The sequence below is a fragment of the Archangium violaceum Cb vi76 genome (assembly GCF_000733295.1).
In the GTDB taxonomy this organism is placed as follows: Bacteria; Myxococcota; Myxococcia; order Myxococcales; family Myxococcaceae; genus Archangium; species Archangium violaceum.
This window is the reverse complement of the sequence record NZ_JPMI01000061.1, coordinates 1-19,906: the sequence shown is the minus strand read 5'-3', so window position 1 is coordinate 19,906 and position 19,906 is coordinate 1. Positions and strand designations below refer to the sequence as shown.

The 19,906-nt window shown below is 70.4% G+C and carries 12 protein-coding genes; 8 read left to right on the top strand and 4 right to left on the bottom strand.

Annotated elements, in window-relative coordinates:
- Complete coding sequence (locus Q664_RS10065) at window positions 1–609, top strand: iron-containing redox enzyme family protein (protein WP_043392750.1); 609 nt, start codon at window positions 1–3, stop codon at window positions 607–609.
- Between the two features lie 58 nt (window positions 610–667).
- On the opposite strand, the gene Q664_RS57555 is transcribed toward Q664_RS10065, so the two are convergent.
- From Q664_RS57555 to purL, 3 genes are all read right to left on the bottom strand, one after another.
- Window positions 668–2,104: a hypothetical protein gene (locus Q664_RS57555; RefSeq protein ID WP_043392749.1), complete on the bottom strand. Its 1,437-nt coding sequence runs from the start codon at window positions 2,102–2,104 to the stop codon at window positions 668–670.
- 75 nt (window positions 2,105–2,179) lie between these two features.
- Complete coding sequence (locus Q664_RS10055) at window positions 2,180–2,914, bottom strand: LytR C-terminal domain-containing protein (protein WP_043392746.1); 735 nt, start codon at window positions 2,912–2,914, stop codon at window positions 2,180–2,182.
- 85 nt (window positions 2,915–2,999) lie between these two features.
- A complete protein-coding gene (gene purL / locus Q664_RS10050; RefSeq protein WP_043392743.1) occupies window positions 3,000–6,896 on the bottom strand; it encodes a phosphoribosylformylglycinamidine synthase in 3,897 nt (1,298 codons plus the stop codon).
- 192 nt (window positions 6,897–7,088) lie between these two features.
- On the opposite strand from purL, the gene Q664_RS51880 reads away from it, so the two are divergent.
- Genes Q664_RS51880 through Q664_RS10020 form a run of 5 tightly spaced genes read left to right on the top strand, consistent with a single transcriptional unit; the run spans window position 7,089 to window position 15,635 of the window.
- Complete coding sequence (locus Q664_RS51880) at window positions 7,089–11,192, top strand: ELWxxDGT repeat protein (protein ID WP_052517921.1); 4,104 nt, start codon at window positions 7,089–7,091, stop codon at window positions 11,190–11,192.
- Window positions 11,189–13,390 (top strand): molybdopterin oxidoreductase family protein, encoded by a 2,202-nt coding sequence (locus Q664_RS10035; protein WP_052517920.1) that lies wholly within the window; start codon window positions 11,189–11,191, stop codon window positions 13,388–13,390. The genes Q664_RS51880 and Q664_RS10035 overlap by 4 nt, the downstream gene beginning before the upstream one ends.
- A gap of 10 nt (window positions 13,391–13,400) precedes the next feature.
- Window positions 13,401–14,129: a glutathione S-transferase family protein gene (locus Q664_RS10030; RefSeq protein WP_043392740.1), complete on the top strand. Its 729-nt coding sequence runs from the start codon at window positions 13,401–13,403 to the stop codon at window positions 14,127–14,129.
- Window positions 14,130–14,155: 26 nt separating this feature from the next.
- On the top strand, window positions 14,156–14,887 hold the full coding sequence (locus Q664_RS10025; protein ID WP_052517919.1) for a class I SAM-dependent methyltransferase: 732 nt from the start codon (window positions 14,156–14,158) through the stop codon (window positions 14,885–14,887).
- Complete coding sequence (locus Q664_RS10020; RefSeq protein WP_152622016.1) at window positions 14,871–15,635, top strand: VanW family protein; 765 nt, start codon at window positions 14,871–14,873, stop codon at window positions 15,633–15,635. The genes Q664_RS10025 and Q664_RS10020 overlap by 17 nt, the downstream gene beginning before the upstream one ends.
- Window positions 15,636–15,754: 119 nt before the next feature.
- On the opposite strand, the gene Q664_RS58945 is transcribed toward Q664_RS10020, so the two are convergent.
- Window positions 15,755–15,904 (bottom strand): hypothetical protein, encoded by a 150-nt coding sequence (locus Q664_RS58945; RefSeq protein ID WP_160174375.1) that lies wholly within the window; start codon window positions 15,902–15,904, stop codon window positions 15,755–15,757.
- Window positions 15,905–16,121: 217 nt separating this feature from the next.
- On the opposite strand from Q664_RS58945, the gene Q664_RS10015 reads away from it, so the two are divergent.
- Together Q664_RS10015 and Q664_RS10010 are read left to right on the top strand one after the other, a co-directional pair.
- Window positions 16,122–17,375 carry a lanthionine synthetase C family protein gene (locus Q664_RS10015; RefSeq protein ID WP_075207400.1) on the top strand — a complete coding sequence of 418 codons (1,254 nt, stop codon included), beginning with the start codon at window positions 16,122–16,124 and terminating at the stop codon, window positions 17,373–17,375.
- Window positions 17,372–19,906, top strand: a 2,535-nt coding sequence (locus tag Q664_RS10010) for a lantibiotic dehydratase (protein WP_043392736.1), incomplete at its 3' end; no start/stop codon positions are given. The genes Q664_RS10015 and Q664_RS10010, both read left to right, overlap by 4 nt.

The window sequence follows — 19,906 nt, the reverse complement described above, 5'->3', positions numbered from 1 at the left end:
ATGGTGTCGATGCGGGAGCAGTTGGAGGCACTCACCGTGGGCATGGCCCGGCACGTCGCGGGCTGGCTGCCGACCGTGACGCCCGAGCGGTACGTGGCCTTCCTGGACATGATGTACCACTACACGCTGCGCAGTGGAGACCGGCTGCGGCTCGCGGCCGGGCGCGCCACGCTCCCCGAGCTGAAGGCCTTCTTCGCGGAGCTCGCGGCGGACGAGCAGTCCCACTACCAGCTCGCGAAGGCGGACCTCGCGGCCTTCGGGCGCACGCCGTCGGACGCCACGCCCCGCGAGGTCTCCGCGTTCCACGCCTTCTGGGAAGGCATCCCGGCGGAGCGCCAGCTCTCGTTCCTCGGCGCGCTGTACGTGCTGGAGGGCGTGGCGCGGCACCTCGGGGGCGACACACGCCAGGGGTTGGGGCGGCTCGGCCTGGACAGGACGCGGGCGCGCTTCCTGCTCGTGCACCTGGACGTGGACGTGGAGCACGGCGCGCGGGCCCAGGCGCTCTGCGAGTCGCTCGGTGCGCACGGCCCCGAGCCCCTGCTGGACGGCGCGCGCCAGGCGGCGGACTTCTGGGTGGCCATCCATCGCCGGGCGCTCGCGGAGGCATAGCGCGCCAGGCAGCCTCTGCTCCAGCGCACCACACACCCAAACCAGGGGGATTCGAGGCTCACCGCGGACGCTCGACAGAGCAGTCCTCTCCCTGGCAGTGCCTGCTCAACCGCTCGTAGATGCGCTGGAGGCGCTTCTTCGTGGCTCCGGACTTCGCCTCATCGAGCACCAGCTTCACCACACCGCGGATGACGTTGCGTTCGGGAATCCTCAGCGTGAGATGTGAGGCCTCGAGCGTGCCCAGGGCGAACGCTTCATGCTCCCCTAGCGCGAGTAGATAACTGGCCGCCAGCGATTGCTGGAGCGGGCGGAACGGGTTGTTCATGTCGAAGGCGGCCACCTGCTTCAGTGCCGCCACGTCTCCCGCCCGGAAGAGCGCGATGATGGGCTCGGACATGGCCTCGCGCTTCTGGGCCTGCTCGCGGGTGTCCTCCTGCTCGAGCCGCTCCATGAAGGCGCGAGCCGTGACTCCGGTCACCTCTTGTCCCTCCGGTGAGCGGGCGAAGCGTGCGATCTCCCTGAAGAGGGAGGTGTCCTGCTTGATCGCGGCGTACATGGGCTCCCTCAGGGACTCGGGCATCAGCCCGACTGTCTCCACGAGCACCGCCTCCCGCGCCTTCCCCGTGCGCCCCCTCACCGACATCAGGATCTCCAGGCCCATCCCCTCCAGGGGACCTTCCTTCCACTCCCGCTGCGGATGGGGCGAGCCCGTGGAATACGAGAGCACCCGAGCCTCCCAGCGCTCCAGGATCGCCTGGTAGACGAGGGCGAGTCCCCGGGGAGTCGAGACCTGTCTCAGGGCGTGGCCACCGTCCGGTCGCCGCGCCAGTTCCATCGCCTGGGTGAGCTGGAGCGCCTGGCGGACGGCGCTGGCATCGCCCTCCGAGATGCGCCGTGCCAGGGCAAGCGCCTCGGGCGAGGGGCCGCTGCCGTCGGGCAGCGAGGACAGCGCCTCATGGCCCGCCTTGGGATATTCCGCCTGATCGCCGACTGCCCGACGAGACCTCAACACCTCATCGGAAACAAGGCCGGCCCCCGCCATGATCTGCCAGACCCAGGGACGGCGGGGGTAGCGGCTCTCGAGCCACTCCAGGGCACGTCTCGACGGCCGGTCCTGGATGAAGCACAGGAGCGAGGCCGCGCGGTAGACGACGGGTTCCGAGGGGTGTCCCAGGTAGGGCCGGATCTTCTCCGCCTGTCCCTCCAGCCGCGCAAGGGGTTCCACGGGAACGATGATGTGACGGTGCACATGTTCCTCGGCGTCGTCTTCCCCCTCGTCCTTCGCGTGTGCCTGACACTCGGGGACGGAGCCATGGACCGAGAGGGCCTGGAGTGCTTGGGTGGTATCGGCGGGGAGCCCGGCCACGGCCGGCTCGGGTGGAGTCCAGGGACTGGTCCCATTCATCAATGTCTCGAAACGGGGGACCAGCCAGAGCAGACCCCCTCCGAGCAGACCCAGCACGACGAGGAGCCGCGGAATCCAGGCAACGCGCATGGAGGTGATTCATAGCACCCCTCCCGCTGTCCCCTGGCCTGGGCGTTGATGCGGGCGCCCGCGCGACCTCGAGCTCTATTCGCGCGGCAACCAGAGCTCCAATGTCCGGGACTTTGGAGCCGGGCGCTCGGGCACGAGCTCCTCCGTGACGGGTTCCCGGAGCAGAGGCTGGGGACGAGCCACGCGCCGCTCCGGACGCTGGCGCTCCATTTCCTCGACGAGCGCCGCCACCCGCCGCGCCTCCTCACGCTCGGCCCCGCTGAAGAACCGGACCTCCGCCCGCGAGGGGCCACTGCCCACGTTCTTGATGTCCGGTACGACGAAGCCCCGCGCGGAGAGCTTCTCCGCCAGCTCCTCGGCTTCGGGACGTTGGCTCTCGTCGGAGATGCGGATGTAGACGCGCTCCGGGAGCGTCCGCAGGGCCTCGGACGCGATGCGCCGCTGCTCCTCGGGAATGTCGCTCTCCGCGATGCGACCGAGCGCCTCGACGGCCTCCTCGGAGACCTTCCGCTCGGGATCCCCCTCGGCCGTGGCGATGAGGACGTCGAGCAGTTCCGGGGGAAGCTGCCGCCGCTCGGCCAGGAAGCGCGACACCCGGATGGCGAGCACCCGCTGCCGGGGATTCTCACTGGTGAGGTGCGAGAGCATCCGCTCGACGCGATCCGCCTGGAGCTGCCGGGTGGTCCGCTCCTGCTCTTGAGCGCTGAACCAGTAGCCCACCAGGGCGAGCGCGACAGGCAACGCGATACCCGCCAGCGCCTTGATGAGGACATCCGCCTTGTCCCAAGGTGGGGTGAGTTGCGTTGCCATGGGGCCCAGGGTGGCAGCACGTCATGGCCCATGGCCATCGGCCCACGGTCTCGCGCCGATGCCAGATGATGGACATTGCCCCCGCTCAGCCCAGCGCCGCGCGGGCGTTGCGGAACATCCGCATCCAGGGGCCGTCCTCGCCCCACTCCGGCGGGCACCACGAGTACTGCACGCTCCGGCTCACCCGCTCCGGGTGCGGCATCATGATGGTGACCCGCCCGTCCCTCGACGTCAGGCCCGCGATTCCGTGCGGCGAGCCATTCGGGTTCGCCGGGTACGTCTCCGTCACCCGCCCGTGGTTGTCCACGAAACGCACCGGCACCATCCCCAGCCCGTTCACCCTCGCCGCCTCCTCGGCGCTCGCGAACTCCGCCCGGCCCTCGCCGTGCGACGACGCGATGGGGATGCGGCTCCCCGCCATGCCCTTGAAGAACAGCGATGGGCTCTCCGCCACCTCCACCTGCACCAGCCGCGCCTCGAACTGCTCCGACACGTTGCGCACGAAGTGCGGGAAGTGCTCCGCGCCCGGAATCAGCTCGCGCAGCTGCGACATCATCTGGCAGCCGTTGCAGATGCCCAGCGCGAACGTGCCCGCGCGCGCGAAGAACGCCGCGAACTCATCCCGGGCTCGCGTGTTGAACAGGATGGAGCGCGCCCAGCCTCCACCCGCGCCCAGCACGTCTCCGTACGAGAAGCCTCCGCACGCCGCCACGCCCGTGAAGTCCTTCAGCGATACCCGCCCGGAGAGGATGTCGCTCATGTGCACGTCCACCGCGCTGAAGCCCGCGCGCATGAACGCCCGCGCCATCTCGAACTGGCTGTTCACCCCCTGCTCGCGAAGGATGACCACCCGGGGCTTCAGGCCCTTCGAGATGTACGGCGCCGCCACGTCCTCCTTCGGGTCGAACGTGAGCCGCGCCGACAGGCCGGGGTCGCCCGGCTCGCACTTCGCGGCGTACTCCTCCTCCGCGCAGCGCGGGTTGTCGCGTAGCTTCTGCATCTCGTAGCTCACGCGCGACCACACCTTGCGCAACCCCACCGTGTCCTCCTCCAGGAGGACCTTCGCGCCCTGCCGCACCCGCACCGTCAGCGCCGCGCTCGGCCGGCCCAGTTCGTGGCAGTGCGAGCCCAGCCCGTGCCGCGTCAGTACGTCGCGCACGCGCTGGAGGTCCACGGCCTTCACCTGCAGCACCGCGCCCAGTTCCTCGTTGAAGAGCGCCGCCACGACATCCGCTCCCAGCGCGGCCACGTCCACGTCGAAGCCACAGTGCCCCGCGAAGGCCATCTCCACCAGCGTGGTCAGCAGACCACCGTCCGAGCGGTCATGGTAGGCCTGCACCAGGCCCCCCTCGTTGAGCACCTGGATCGCGGTGAAGAAGCCCTTGAGCAGCTCGGGGCTCTCCACGTCCGGGCAGCGCGGCCCCACCTGCGAGTACGCCTGCGCCAGCACCGAGCCACCCAGCCGCTGCTTGCCACCCGCCAGGTCCACGAACACCAACCGCGAGTCCGCGCCCGGCTCGCGCAACTGCGGCGTGAGCGACTTGCGCACATCGAGCACCGGAGCGAACGCGGACACGATGAGCGACAGCGGCGCCGTCACCGCCTTGCGCGCCCCCTTCTCCTCCCACACCGTGCGCATGGACATGGAGTCCTTGCCCACCGGAATGGTGAGGCCCAGCGCCGGGCACAGCTCCATGCCCACCGTCTTCACCGCGGCGTAGAGGTTGGCGTCCTCGCCCGGGCTGCCCGCCGCCGCCATCCAGTTGGCCGACAGCTTCACGTCCCCCAGCCTTCCAATGCGCGCCGCGGCGATGTTCATCACGGACTCGGCCACCGCCATGCGCGCCGAGGCCGCCGCGTCGATGAGCGCCACCGGCGTGCGCTCGCCCATGGACATGGCCTCGCCCGTGTAGCCCGCGTGCGCCGACAGCGTCACCGCGCAGTCCGCCACCGGCACCTGCCACGGACCCACCATCTGGTCCCTCGCCGTCAGGCCCGCCACCGTCCGATCACCGATGGTGATCAAGAACCCCTTGTCCGCCACCGTCGGGTGCCCCAGCACCCGCCCCAGCATCTCCGTCACCGGCGCGTCCAGCTTCAGCTCGGCGTGCGTCAGCGGCCGCGACTTCACGTCCCGGTGCATGCGCGGCGGCTTGCCGAACAGCACGTCCATCGGAATGTCGATGGGTGCGTTGCCGAACTGCCGGTCCGTCAGCTTCAGCTCCTGCTCCGCCGTGGCATCACCCAGCACCGCGAAGGGCGCCCGCTCGCGCTCGCACAGGGCCGCGAAGCGCTGCATGTCCTCCGGCGCGATGGCCAGAACGTAGCGCTCCTGCGCCTCGTTGCACCAGATCTCCACCGGCGCCATACCGGGCTCGGCATTGGGCACCTCGCGCAGCTCGAAGCGTCCACCCAGGTTGTTGTCGTGGATGAGCTCCGGCACCGCGTTGGACAGGCCGCCCGCGCCCACGTCGTGAATCGAGCGGATGGGGTTGGCCTCGCCCTGCGCCCAGCAGCGGTCAATGACCTCCTGGCAACGCCGCTCCATCTCCGGGTTGTCGCGCTGCACCGAGGCGAAATCCAGGTCCGCCGCGCTCGAGCCCTGCGTCATCGAGGACGCCGCGCCGCCACCCAGGCCGATCAGCATCGCCGGGCCGCCCAGCACGACGATCTTGTCCCCCGGCTTCAGGATGCCCTTCTGCACGTGCTGGTCCCGGATGTTGCCCAGGCCACCCGCGATCATGATGGGCTTGTGGTAGCCGCGCACCTCGACGCCCTCGGACGTGGGCACCTGCTGCTCGAAGCTGCGGAAGTAGCCGCACAGGTTGGGCCGGCCGAACTCGTTGTTGAAGGCGGCGCCACCCAGCGGGCCTTCGATCATGATGTCGAGCGCGGAGACGATGCGCTCCGGCTTGCCGTAGGGCTGCTCCCAGGGCTGCTCGAAGCCGGGGATGCGCAGGTTGGACACGGAGAAGCCGGTCAGGCCCGCCTTGGGCTTCGCGCCCCGGCCCGTGGCGCCCTCGTCGCGAATCTCTCCGCCCGAGCCCGTCGAGGCACCCGGGTGCGGCGAGATGGCGGTGGGATGGTTGTGCGTCTCCACCTTCATCAGGATGTGCGCGGGCTCACGGTGGAAGCGGTACTCGCCCGTGGACACCTCCGGGAAGAGGCGCTCCACCTCGAAGCCCTCCATCACCGCCGCGTTGTCCTTGTACGCCGACAGCACGCCTTCCTTGTGCGCCGCGTAGGTGTTCTTGATGGACTGGAAGAGCGAGCGCTCCTGCTGCTTTCCATCGATGGTCCACGAGGCGTTGAAGATCTTGTGCCGGCAGTGCTCGCTGTTGGCCTGCGCGAACATCATCAGCTCGACGTCGGTGGGGTTGCGCTTCAGCTCGGTGAAGCGCGCCACCAGGTAGTCGATCTCGTCCTCGGCCAGCGCCAGGCCCAGCTCGCGGTTGGCGGTGACGAGCGCGGCCCGGCCTCCGCCCACCACGTCCACGGTGGTGAGCGGCCGGGGCGTGTGCCCGGCGAAGAGGATGGCGGCGTCCTCCTCGCGCCCCACCACCGCCTGCGTCATCCGGTCGTGCAGCACCGGTTGGAGGCGGGCGAGCTGCTCGGGGCCCAGGGCCTTGCCGGCCTGGTCAGCGACCCACCAGGCGATACCCCGCTCGATGCGCCGCACGGAGCGCAAGCCGGTGTTCTGGAAGATGTCCGTGGCCTTCGAGGACCAGGGCGAGATGGTGCCGGGACGCGGGATGACGAGGAGCAGGCCGCCGCGCCGCTCTCCGCGGGCCAGCCGGGGTCCGTACTCCAGCAGCCTGTCCATCAAGGACCGCTCGGACTCGGAGAGATCGGCCGCGAGGTCGACGAAGTGCACGAACTCCGCGTAGACGGAGGCCACGGCGGGCTCCAGCTCACGGCAGCGAGCGAGCAGCTTGGCCAGACGGAACTCGGAGAGGGCGGGGGCACCACGCAGGGTGAGCATGGAGCCGCCTCTTATCTCCACGGACCCCCTCCTGCATCTGAAAGAGATCGTCACGGGAGCCAGAAGCCCCTGCTCCCCTGCCCTCCGGGATGTGCTCGGAGGGCCTTCCGCCGGGTCTGGATATGGTTGAATGCCGCCGATCCGACATGTCCGGCCCCCCTGGTCCGGCGGGGGAGCCTTCCGAGGAACAGCATGGTGAGAACGAACACGATCCTGGCGGCCTTGGGCGTCCTGGTGCTGGGGGGGGCCTGCACGTCTCCCTCTCCCGAGGAACCCGCCCGTCAGGCGCCGAAGGCCACCCGCCGGGCCCTGGGTGAAGGTCCCGCCTCCCTGGTGGACGTGGGCGTGAAGGCCGAGCGCGCGCTGGTGCGCTACCCCGAGTCCCCCGTCGCCGCGGGGACGACGCTCCTCTTCACGGCCAACGAGGACAGCACCGGGCCCGAGCTGTGGAGGCTCGACGCCACGGGCCCCGCGCTGGTAGCCGACATCGTCCCGGGCAACACCGGCTCGACGCCCTCCCGGCTCTTCCACTCACGGGGGCTCACCTGGTTCACCGCCGCGGACGACGCACATGGCGTGGAGCTGTGGCGCACGGACGGCACCACCGCGGGGACCCTCCTGCTCAAGGACATCTTCCCCGGCCCGGACAGCTCGCGGCCCACGGAGTTCGCCGAGCTCAATGGGTGGATCTTCTTCAGCGCCAATGACGGCACGTACGGCGCCGAGCTGTGGCGCACGGATGGCACTCCGGAGGGCACGCAGCTCGTCCGGGATATCTCCCTGGGCACGGGCGGCAGCGAGCCCCAGTCGTTCACCGAGCTCGGAGGGAAGCTCTACTTCCTGGTCAAGGATCCGGGGGGCGCCCGGCAGTTGTGGCGCACCGATGGCACCCCGGCGGGCACCGTCCGGGTCGGCACGGGCCTGACCGTCCCCGCCCCCACGTCGGGACGCGGGCTCGTCCGCTCCGGCCGGGCGCTCTACTTCGCGGGCACCGAGAGCACGGCCGGCACCGAGCCGTGGAAGACCGACGGCACCGAGGCGGGCACCGTGCGCGTCAAGGACATCCTCCCGGGCGCGACGGGCTCCAGCCCCGTGCAGTTCACGGCCTTCGAGGGCGCGGTGTACTTCGTCGCCACGGACGGCACGACGGGGCGTGAGCTGTGGAAGACGGATGGCACCGAGGCGGGCACGCAGCGCGTCCTGGAGCTCATCTCCGGCAACAACTCCGTGGCGAAGCCAGACTCGCTCGTGGCCGCCAGCTCGCGCCTCTTCTTCATGCTGAGGGACGCGAGCAACACCGAGAGCGCCCTCTACGCGACGGACGGCACGGCGGCGGGCACCGCGAAGCTGGTGGACTTCGAGGCCGCGGGCGGCAAGGGCCCCCTGCTGATGACGGCCCAGGGAAGCACGCTCTACTTCACCGGGTACGAGCCGGGCGTGGGCCATGAGCTGTGGACGAGCGACGGCACGCCCGCGGGCTCGAGGCGCATCGGCACCAACGTCTTCCCGGGAGACCGCCTCCTGGATCCGGCCCCCGAGGCGTTCACCGTCCTCGGAGACACGGTGTACTTCGTGGCGACCGCGCCGGGCACGGGCCTCTCCGACGAGAACCCGCCGTTGCCCACGCTGTGGAAGTCGAAGGGCGACGCGGCCACCACCGTCCCCGTGGGAACCGAGCTGACGCCCACCCGGGGCTCGAACCCCGCCCCCTTCGCCGCCTGGGAGGACGCGCTGTACTTCACCACCTTCGAGCAGGAGGCGGCGGCCCGGCTGTGGCGGACGAATGGAACGGTGGCGGGCACGGTGCCACTCGTGAACATCGTCCCCGAGGACGCGCCCGAGTTCACCGCGGAGGCGGGCCTGAGCGCCCTGACGCCGCTGAACGGAGCCCTCTATTTCGCGGCCATGCCCACGCTCGCGGAGGGCTTCCGGCTCTGGAAGACGAATGGAACCGCCGCGGGCACGTCCCAAGTGACCAGCACCGTCCGGCTCTCCAACGCGTCCGGCCTCCCCATGGAGCTCGTCGCGCACGGCGGCTTCCTCTACTTCGCCGGCCAGGACTCCGCGAACGACATCGAGCTGTGGAAGAGCGACGGCACGGAGGCGGGCACCAGCCTGGTGAAGGACATCGCCCCGGGGAGCGGGCCGTCCTCGCGCCCCTCTCGCATCACGCCCATGGGTGACGCCCTCTACTTCATCGCCCGGAACACGGACGGCGGCCGCGAGCTGTGGAGGACGGATGGCACCCCGGCGAACACCTCCCGGGTGGCCGAGGTCCGCGACAGCGTGGACTTCAGCGCCGTGATGAACATCGCCGGAGTGGTGGGCAGCACCCTCTACTTCGTGGCCAACGAGGCCACCTCGGGCATCGAGCTGTGGAAGACGGACGGCACCCCGGCGAACACCTCCCGGGTGAAGGACATCGCCCCGGGCCTGCTGGACTCCGGGCCCTCCGCCTTCGCGGCAATCGACGGCACCCTCTACTTCACCGCCAACGATGGCTCCGGCCGCGAGCTGTGGCGCACCGATGGCACGGAGAGCGGCACCGTCCCCGTCAAGGACCTCTCGCTGGCGAGCGGGGGCTCCCAACCCGGCGCCCTCACGGTGCTCGGCGAGACGCTCTTCTTCACCGCGGACGACGGCACCTCCGGCCGCGAGCTGTGGAAGCTCGACACCACCGCGGCCGAGCCCGTCCCCGTCCGCGTCAAGGACCTCCTCCCGGGCGCGGGCAGCGGCGTGCTCGCCGAGTCGCTCTTCGCGCTCCCCGCCGAGAACCTGGTCCTCTTCGCCGCCAATGATGGCGTGAGCGGCACCGAGCTGTGGCGCACGGACGGCACCGAGGCGGGCACGTTCGTGCTGCACGACATCGCGCCCTGGCAGCTCGGCTCCAACCCCGCGGGCTTCACCCGCATCAGCAACCCCACTGGGGACTCCATCGCCTTCAGCGCGAACGATGGGCGGCACGGCCGCGAGCCGTGGCTGATGCCCGTGTCGCTGCTCACCAACAGCGAGCCCCCGAACGTCACCTGCCCGGTGGTCCCGCCCGCCGAGGCCCAGCAGTTCCTGGGCGCGCGGGTCGACTTCGAGGTGACGGCCAGCGACGACACCGGGCTCCCGCCCGCCCTCTCCTACAGCCATGTGCCGGGCAGCCTGTTCCCGCTCGGCGACACCGTGGTGCACGTCACCGCGCGCGACACCGCGGGCCTCGTGGACACGTGCTCCTTCACCGTGACGGTGCTGGACACCACGCCTCCGGAGCCCGTGTGCCCCGCGAACGCCACGGTGGAGGCCACCACCCCGGGCGGTTCGATCGTCACCTACGCCGCTCCGCAGGCCACCGACGCCGTCACCCGCGCCCCGGCCATCTCCGTCAGCCACGCGTCCGGCACCCTCTTCCCCCAGGGCAACACGACGGTGACGGTGACGGCCACCGACGCGCGGAACAACAGCAAGCAGTGCACCTTCACCGTGCGCGTGCAGGACACGACGGCCGCGGTGGTGTCGTGCCCGGCGGACCAGATCGTCGAGGCCGAGAACGCCACCGGCGCCAACGTCACCTGGCCGCCCGCCGAGGCCTCGGATGGAGAGATGTCCCGCCCGACCCTCTCCTACAGCCACGACAACGGCGGCCGCTTCCCGGTGGGCGACACGACCGTCACGGCCACCGCGACGGATGGCGCCCGCAACACCTCGAGCTGCACCTTCCAGGTGTCCGTCCGCGACACCCAGGCGCCCTCGCTCCGGTGCCCGGCCACCCTGCGGACCGAGGCCCTCGGCCCCTCGGGTGCTCCCGCGGAGTTCACCGTGAACAACGTGGTGGACACCGTCTCCTCCACCGTGGAGCTCTCCTTCAGCCACGCCTCCGGGAGCACCTTCCCGGTCGGAGAGACGCCCGTCCAGGTCCAGGCCCGTGACGCCTCGGGCAACGTGGCCGGGTGCGGCTTCTCCGTCGTGGTGGTGGACACCCTGCCGCCGCTGATCAGCTGCCCGCAGGACGTGAACATCGCCAAGGGGCCGGTGGCGGTGCAGTTGCCCCAGCCCTCCGCCACGGACCGGGTGACGGCCTCGCCCACCATCACCTACTCCCCGGCCAGCGGCAGTGTGTTCCAGGTCGGTAACACCCCCGTGGAGGTGACGGCCCGGGACGATGCGGGCAACTCGGCCACGTGCACCTTCAACGTGCGCATCGAGAAGTCCAGTGGCTGTTCCGCCGCTCCGGGTAGCATGGGCGCGGCCGGGTGGATGGGGCTGCTGTCACTGCTGGCCCTCGCCACCCGCAGGCGGAGCACACGATGACGCACTTCCGTACCTGCAATCTCTGCGAGGCCATGTGCGGCCTGCGCATCGAGACCTCCGAGGGCCGCGTCACCTCCATCCGGGGTGACGACGAGGATCCGTTCAGCCAGGGCCACATCTGCCCCAAGGCCGTGGCGCTCCAGGATCTCCACGAGGATCCGGACCGGCTCCGGCAGCCCGTCCGGCGCACGGCCACCGGCTGGCAGCCCATCTCCTGGGAGGAGGCGCTGGACGAGACGGCGCGGCGGCTGCACGCCATCCAGCGCGAGCACGGCAAGGACGCCGTGGGCGTGTACGTGGGCAACCCCACCGTGCACGACCACGGCTCGCTGATCTTCCTGCCGTTCCTCCTGCGGGCACTGCGCACGCGGAACAAGTTCTCCGCGTCCTCGGTGGATCAGCTCCCCCACCAGCTCACCGCGTACCTGATGTTCGGGCACCAGTTCCTCATCCCCATCCCTGACATCGATCACACGCGCTACATGCTCATCCTCGGGGCCAATCCGCTCGCCTCCAACGGCAGCCTGATGAGCGCTCCGGGCGTGCGCCACCGGCTCAAGGCCATCCAGCAGCGAGGGGGCCGCGTGGTGGTGGTGGATCCCCGGAAGACGGAGACGGCCCACGTCGCGGACGAGCACGTCTTCATCCGCCCCGGCACCGATGCGCTCTTCCTCTTCGCGCTCCTGCACGTCCTGCTGGAGGAGACGGGCCCGAAGCTGGGGAAGCTCGCGGAGCTCGTGGACGGCCTGGCCACCGTGCGCGAGCTGGCGCGCGGCTTCACCCCCGAGCGCGCCGAGCCCCACACCGGCGTGCCCGCGGAGACCACCCGGAGGATCGCCCGCGAGCTGTCCGCCTCGGAAGCCGCCGTCTGTTACGGCCGCGTGGGCGTCTCCACGCAGGCCTTCGGCGCGATGTGCCAGTGGCTCATCAACGTCATCAACATCGTGACGGGCAACCTGGATCGCCCGGGTGGAGCCCTCTTCACCCGCCCCGCCTTCGACATCGTGGGAGGCCCCAAGGCCATGGCCATGAGCCGCGGCAGCTACGGCCGCTGGCGGAGCCGGGTGCGCGGGCTGCCCGAGTTCTCGGGCGAGCTGCCGGTGGCCGCGCTCGGCGAGGAGGTCCTCACCGAGGGTCCCGGACGCATCCGCGCGATGGTCACCTCCGCGGGCAACCCCGTCATGTCCACCCCCAACGGGCGGCAGCTCGACACGGCCTTCGCGTCGCTCGACTTCATGGTGTGCATCGACCCGTACATCAACGAGACGACGCGGCACGCGCACATCATCCTGCCACCCAGCTCCAAGCTGGAGCGCAGCCACTACGACCTGGCCTTCCACGTCCTGGCGGTGCGCAACACCGCCAAGTACTCCCCACCCCTCTTCGAGCCGGGCCCGGACACGCGCCATGACTGGCAGCTCTTCCTGGAGCTGAAGCACCGGCTGGAGACGCTGCGGGGAGAGCCCCGTGTGCGCGGCGAGCTGACCTACAGGACGCTCGAGGCGCTCGGCCCGGATGGCCTGCTGGACCTGGGGTTGCGCGCCGGCCCGTACGGCATGAAGCTCCGTCCGTTCCGCAAGGGCCTGAGCCTGGCGAGCCTCAGGGCCCAACCCCATGGGGTGGACCTGGGGCCCCTCGCGCCGAGCCTCCCGAGGCGGCTGGCCACCCGCGACCGCCGCATCCAGCTCGCCCCCGAGCCGCTGGTGGCGGACCTCGAGCGCCTGCGCCAGAGCTTCCCCGAGGGCGCGGGAGCCCCGGGGGACGGCTCCCTGCTGCTCATCGGCCGGCGGCACCTGCGGGACAACAACTCCTGGATGCACAACGTGCCGCAGCTCGTCAAAGGCAAGCCGAGATGTACGCTGATGGTACACCCCGAGGATGCCCGGCGACTGGGTCTACGGGAAGGCGAGCAAGCGGTGGTATCCTCACGCGTCGGCGAGGTGAAGGCACCGGTGAGTGTGACGGACGAGGTGATGCCGGGCGTGGTGAGCCTGCCGCACGGCTACGGACACGGGCGCGAGGGCGTGAGGCTCCGGGTAGCCGGGGAGCATGCGGGCGTGAGCATCAATGACCTGACCGACGACCAGGCGTTGGATGTCCTCAGTGGCAACGCCGCGTTCAGTGGAGTCCAGGTCCGCGTCAAGCCGGTAGAATCAGGACGCACGGAAGAACCACAGCAGCATTCGGCAACTGGATGAGACAACACCGATGATCACCCTCTATCAGACCCCCATGGCTTGGGGCACCCCGAACCTGAGCCCCTTCTGCTTCAAACTGGAGGCGTACTTCCGGATGGTGGGCCTGCCCTACCAGGTGAAGATGGCCGAGCTGCTCAAGGCGCCCAAGGGCAAGGCGCCCTACGTCGAGATCGACGGGCAGCTCATGGGCGACTCCCAGTTCATCATCGAGTACCTCAAGCGCAAGCACGGGGACACGCTCGATGCGCACCTGACGCCGGAGCAGATGGCGGTCGGCCACACCATCCGGCGCATGCTGGAGGAGTGCACCTACTGGTACATCGTCTACATGCGCTGGGTGGATGAGGCGGGCTGGCGGGCCTACATCCCCATCGTGGAGACGATGGTGCCCAGGGTCACCGGTGGCCCCGTGCCCCTGACGGCGCTGCGCCAGAAGATGCTGGGGATCCTCCATGACCAGGGGACGGGCCGTCACAACATGGAGGAGGTCCAGGCGCTGGCCAAGCAGGACATCTCCGCGCTGGCGACGATCATGGGCAACAAGACCTTCCTGCTCGGGGAATCCCCCACGTCCTTCGACGCGGTGGTCTACTCGTTCCTGGTGAGCATCATCGCCAACCCGGTGGACACGGAGTTCAAGCAGTACACCCTGTCCCAGGAGAACCTGGTCCGCTACTGCACCCGCTTCAAGGCGCGCTTCTTCGCGAACTGGAAGCCGCCCGAGAACCAGGCCGCCTGACCCCTGTTCCCCAGAGGCCTGTCCCGATGAGCTCGGACCCTTCCGATGTCAGTGGTCAGGCCCCGGCCTCCGCGGAGGAGCTCTCCGCGGAGACCCGCGAGGTCATCGCCTACTACGATGCCCTCGCGCCGACGTACGACGCGAAACGCTTCGGCACCTCGTACGGGGCCTACCTGGACGGGCTGGAGCGCCGGGCCCTGCGCGAGTGGCTCCAGGGCCCACGGGTGCTGGACCTCGCCTGTGGAACGGGCCGCTTCCTGGACCTGGCCAGCGAGGGGTTGGATCTCAGCGAGAAGATGGTGGAGCGCGCCCGGGAGCGCTGGCCGGGCAGGCGCATCCACCACGCCCCGGCCTGGAGCATCCCCGCCGCCGACGGCAGCTACGACAGCGTCTTCGCCCTGCACCTCTTCATGCACCTGCACCTGGGAGACATCCGCCGGGTGATGGCCGAGTGCCGGCGGGTGCTGCGCCGGGGAGGGGTGCTGGTGTTCGACTTTCCCAATGCGCTGCGCCGCCGGCTCGTGCGCTACCAGAGCACGGGATGGCACGCGGGCACGGAGCTGATGACGTGGGACCTGAAGATGCTGGGGGGACGCCACTGGCGCCTCGCCAGCTCGCGAGGCCTCGCGCTGGCCCCCATCCACCGCCTGCCGCACGCGGCCCGTCCGGCCTTCATGGCCGCGGAGGTGCTGCTCGGGCGCACGCCGCTGAAGCACCTCGCTTCGTACCACCTGGTGAAGCTTGAGAAGGTGGACTGAGCTCCTCCGCCCGCTCGTCCCGGTACCCGTCCGGGTGCGGATGGCCGCCGCCCGGCGTGCGCTGAGCGATCTGCGCTCGGGGGCGAGGAGGAGGATGGCCACCGGCTCGGAGCACTCCCGCGCCGAGGCACGGGGGTGGCCGGCGTACGTGAGCGTCACGCAGCCGCTCGGCCAGTCCGCGCACGTGGAGAGCAAGAAGCACAACCTCGCCCTGGCCATCCGCGAGCTACAGGACACGCGCGTGGGGCCGGAGGAGCTCTTCTCGTTCTGGCACCTGGTGGGGCAGCCCACGAAGCGCCGGGGCTTCGTGCCCGGCCGCAACCTCGTGCGGGGGCGGCTCGAGGTGAGCATTGGAGGGGGGCTGTGCCAGCTCTCGGGGCTGACGTACCTGCTGGCCCTGCGCGGTGGCCTGTGGGTGACGGAGCGGCACGCGCACTCGGTGGACATCTACACGGAGCAGACCCGCTTCGCGCCCCTGGGCGCGGATGCCACGGTGGCCTACGGCTACAAGGATCTGCGCTTCCACAACACGCTCCCCTTCCCCATCGCCCTGCGATTCGAACTGGGCGCGGACACGCTCACCGGCTCGGTGTGCGCGCCCGTGCCGCTGGAGCCCTGCGACGTCGAGTTCTCCATCGAGGAGGAACCGGACGGCCGCCAGGTGACGACGTGGCTGCGGCGCCCCAACACCACGGAGCCGGATTGCCTCGGGGTGTCGCGGTACCGCAAACCCGAGCAGGCGGCGTAGGCCCGGCTGAACAAAGACAACGAACAAAGACAACGAACAAAGACAAACAAGCCCGACGACTCCACGGTTTCCCACGGAGCCGCCAGGCCTGTGTCATGCCATTCCGACAGTGCGAGGAATCAGCCGCAGATGTCGGTCGGACAGTTGTAGTCCGTGCACCGCGGGGTGGTGAGGGGGGCCTTCATCTGCGGACCCTGCTCGGTGGTGATGTTGCGGAGGGTCTCCTTGTTCAAGCTCAGCTTCTTGGGCTGCTTCTTCTGCTCGTTCATGGCCTGCTCCTCGACATCGCGTGGATGGGGACTCAACCGTCTTCGCGGACGGCATTGTCAGGCTAACCGTGTTCCAATGCGTGTGACAAGCTTTGTTTGATTGTCTTTGAACGAGGCTCCGGTGTGCACCACCCGAAGTAGATAATTGCCGTAGAGCCGTCATGAGGGACAGGAATGTCAGAAGCGGGTAATATGGATAACCCGTATGCCCCCGCTCATGAGATGGAGTCCCCTGCTCGAAGGAGAGGAGCGCGAGACGGCCCTGCGTCTCGCCGCCGGTATCGCGGAGGAGCTCTCCATGCCGGAGCGGCTCGCGACGCCCGATCCCTCCTTCGCCTCGGGCCAGGCCGGCATGGCCCTGCTGTTCTCCTACCTCGCGCGAGCGGGTGCGCAGCCCCACCACCTGGAGCGCATGGAGCAACTGCTCGACTCGGCCTCGGAGGCGGTGGCCACACAACCCCTGCCGCCCGACCTCTACCAGGGCTTCACCGGCATCGCCTGGACCGTCGAGCACCTGCGGGGCACGGACGTCGCGGAGGAGGATCCGCTCACGGAGATCGACGAGGCGCTCGCCGGACTGCTGCGCACCCGTCCCTGGCAGTACCACTATGATCTCGTGAGTGGCCTGGTGGGGCTGGGTGTCTACGCGCTGGAGCGGCTTCCCCGTCCGAGTGCCCGGGACTGTCTGGAGCAGCTCGTCGCCCGGCTCGCGGAGCTCGCCCAGCCGGCCGAGGGAGGCCTGCGCTGGTGGACGCCACCGCCCCTCGTTCCCGCGCCGATGCGCGGGCAGTTCCCCGAGGGTGCGTACAACCTGGGCGTGGCCCACGGCATGCCGGGAGTCCTCTGGGTGCTCGCGGGGGCCGCCGCCGCGGGCATCGCCACGTCCCAGGCGCTCGAGCTGCTGCGCGGAGGCTGGAGCGGGTTGATGGCGCGGAGGCAACCAGCCACCCATGGCTCGTGTTTTCCCTCGTGGATCAGCGCCCACCTCCAGACCTGGCCCAACCGCCCGGCATGGTGCTACGGCGATCCAGGCCTGACCCTCACGCTGCTGCAGGTGGCTCGAGCCGTGGAGGAACCCAGCTGGGAGCGGGAGGCCCTGGCGCTCTGCCGTGAGATGGCGGAGCGATCGACGGACGGCTCGCAGGTGCAGGACGCGGGCCTGTGCCATGGCGCCGCCGGGCTGGCCCACCTCCACCACCGGCTCTTCCACGCCACCGGCGAAGAGGTTTTCGCGCGGGCCTCGCGCGCCTGGTTCCGCAATACCCTCTCCTTCCACCGGCCGGGAGAAGGATTGGGAGGGTTCCTCTCCCATGAGGTGCGGCCCGATCTCACGCGCGAGTGGATCGCCTCCCCGGCGCTCCTCACGGGGGCCACCGGTGTCGCGCTGGCACTGCTGGCCGCGGCGTCGCCGGTGGAGCCCGAGTGGGATCGGATGTTCCTCATGTCCCTTCCGTCCTCGCCCGTTCCATGACCGTGCCCACGCCCAACGGCTTCGTCCCCTCGGGTTTCTTCGCCCTCCGCACGCCCCTGTTGCCCTTCGACGAGCTGCTCGCGTGGAGCGAGGGGCTCTCGGCCCGCGAGGCCGCGCGACAGGGCGACATGGACCGGCTGGAAGCGGCGCTGGCCGAGGATCGGGCCCTGCTGCGCGCGCGACTCCAGGCAGCGCTCGCCCGCCCCGAGATTCGCGAGGCCCTCTTCCTCGCCTCGCCGTCGCTCGACGAGAGCCACGACAGCTGGAAACAGGCCCCCGGGAGCGAGCGTGGGCAGAAGGTCGAGCGCGCCCTCGTGCGCTACTGGTTCCGCCTCGCCGGACGCGCCACCCCGTTCGGCCTCTTCGCGGGCTGCTCCGTGGGCCACCTGGGCGAAACCACCCGGTTCGCGCTGACCGGACGCCAGCGGTACCAGCGGCACGCGCGGCTGGACATGGATTACGTCTGCACGCTGGCGGAGCGTCTGGCCGCGCTCCCCGAGCTGCGCGAGGCGCTCCTCTATCGTCCCAACACCAGCCTCTACCGGGCGGGGGGACGGCTGCGTTACGCCGAGTCGCGCCTCCAGGGCCGGGCGCGTACGTACCACCTCGTCGCGGTGGAGCCCACGGACTACCTGGAGGCCACGCTCGACCGGGCCCGCTCCGGAGCGAGCCCCCGCGCGCTGGCCCAGGCGCTCGCGGACGCGGACTCCGACGTGTCGCTGGAGGAGGCCGAGGCGTATGTCGCGGAGCTGATCTCCAGTCAGCTGCTCGTGCCGGAGCTGGCGCCCGCGGTGACGGGCCCCGAGCCCATTCATGATCTGCTCACGCAGTTGCGTTCCCTCGCTCCGGCCGCCGGAGTCCACCAGCGGCTGGAGCAGGCCCGGCGGGTACTCGAGGAGCTGAACCAGCACCCCCCTGGAGTGGACCCCGAGCGCTACCGGGCCCTCGCGCGGGGGCTGGAGGCACTGCCCGCTCCGGTGGAGCTGTCGCGCATGTTCCAGGTGGACATGGTGAAGCCCGCCCACGAGCTGAAGCTGGGGACGGGACCCGTGGAGGAGCTCACCCGCGCCGTCCGGCTGCTGCACCGCCTCCACCCGGCGCAGGAACCGCTCCACCTGCGCCACTTCCGGGAGGCCTTCCAGCAGCGCTACGGCGAGCGCGAGGTCCCTCTCGTCGAGGTGCTCGACGAGGAGGCGGGAATCGGCTTCGACCAGACGGACGTGCCCACGGCGGAGGCCTCCCCACTGCTGGAGGGGCTCGCGTTCCCCGCCCCGGCCGCGGAGGAGCGCGTCGCCTGGGGAGCCCGGCAGCAACACCTGCAACGCCGGCTGGCGGAGACGCTGCGCACGGGTGCTCGCGAGCTGGTGCTGGACGAGCGCGACCTGAAGGCCCTGGAGTCCAAGGACTCGCCGCCGCCCCTGCCGGACTCCTTCGCGGTCATGGCGACCCTGCTGGCCCCCTCGGAGGAGGCCGTTGGCGCCGGGGACTTCCAGGTGCTCATCGACGCGGTGGTGGGGCCCTCGGGAGCGAACCTGCTGGGCCGCTTCTGCCACGCGGACCCGGAGCTCCACCGGCACGTGGAGGCCCACCTGCGTGCCGAGGAGGCGCTCCGTCCGGACGTCATCCACGCGGAGGTGGTCCACCAGCCCGAGGGACGGGTGGGCAACATCCTGAGCCGGCCCGTGCTGCGCGGACATGAGCTCGTCTTCCTCGGCCGCTCGGGCGCGGAGCCGGAGCGGCAACTGCCCATCACGGACCTGCGCGTCAGCGTGCGGGGGCGCCGCATCGTCCTGCGCTCGGAGCGCCTGGGGCGCGAAGTGCTGCCGAGGCTGACGAACGCCCACAACTTCGCTCGGGCCCACCTGCGGCTGTACCGATTCCTGGCCACGCTCCAGCAGCAGGGCACGACGGGGGGCATGAAGTGGAGATGGGGCGCCCTGGAGACGAGCCCCTTCCTGCCTCGCGTCGTCGCTGGACGGGTCATCCTTCAACGTGCCCGGTGGCGGCTGCCGGCGAAGGCGCTCGAGGCACTGGGTGAGGTGCACGAGGGCGCGCGCTTCCAGGCGGTGCAGCGGTTGCGCGACGAGCTGGGGCTGCCGCGCTTCGTGGGAGTGACGGACGCGGACAACGTGCTGCCGGTGGACCTCGACAACGTGCTGAGCGTGGAGACCTTCGTCCACCTGGTGAAGGACCGAGATCACGCGGAGCTCGTCGAGTTCCCCGATGAGGCCCGCTGCGCGCACGGCCCCGAGGGCCGCTTCGTCAACGAGTTGGTGGTGCCATTCGTGCGCACGGATCGCCCCGCCGCCGCGGAGCCCCGTCCGCGCTCCGCGTCACTGCCCCGCTCTTTCGCCCCCGGCTCCGAGTGGCTCTACGCGAAGCTCTACACGGGCACGGCCACGGCCGACCGCGTCCTGTGCGAGGCGGTGGCGCCGTTGATGAGGGAGGCCTTGGCCTCGGGTGATGCGGACCACGGGTTCTTCATCCGCTACGGGGACCCGGACTGGCACGTGCGCCTGCGCTTGCACGGC